General features: G+C 47.6%; 1 pseudogene. It reads right to left on the bottom strand.

The features are described 5' to 3' along the window. Positions 1-109: 109 nt before the first annotated feature. A pseudogene (locus R8N47_RS27650) lies at positions 110-548 on the bottom strand (NO-inducible flavohemoprotein); the annotation flags it as partial.

The following is a 548-nucleotide window of genomic DNA, read 5'->3' as shown; positions in this document are numbered from 1 at the left end:
GCAAAAAGGCGTGACATGTTCTGGTAGATCTCCAGAAAATTCTCGGTAACTTCATACAACAAAGCCCACACTTCGTGGGCTTTGTTGTTTTCCCGATAGGTGAACGCGCTTAAACCACCTTATGTGGGCCAAAGCATTCGTAATGGAATTGTTCCTGAGGGACGCCAAGTTCTTGTAGCTGTTTCGCGACGTGCTGCATAAAGCCCACCGGACCACAGAAGTACACTTGTACGTTGTCTTGTTTGAGTGCGGCTTCGATTTCATGCAGGTTTACAAAGCCGGTAAAGTGGAAGTCTTCACCTATCTTGTCTTCGGCCGTTGGTTGGTTATACCAAATGAGCGCGTTCATGTTTTCTTTCGCCGTGACTAGCTGGTTTACGTGCTCTTTAAAGGCGTGGTGTTTGCTGTTTTCTGTTGCATGTACCCAAGTCACTGGCGCGTGATGTTCCGTCAAGCTTTCTAGCATTGACAGTGTTGGCGTAAGGCCGACACCTGCAGAAATCAGCACCACTGGTGTATTGGTGTCTACATCCATAAAGAAATCACCC

This window comes from Vibrio sp. 2132-1 (genome assembly GCF_033344315.1).
This window is presented reverse-complemented; position numbering and strand designations above follow the sequence as displayed.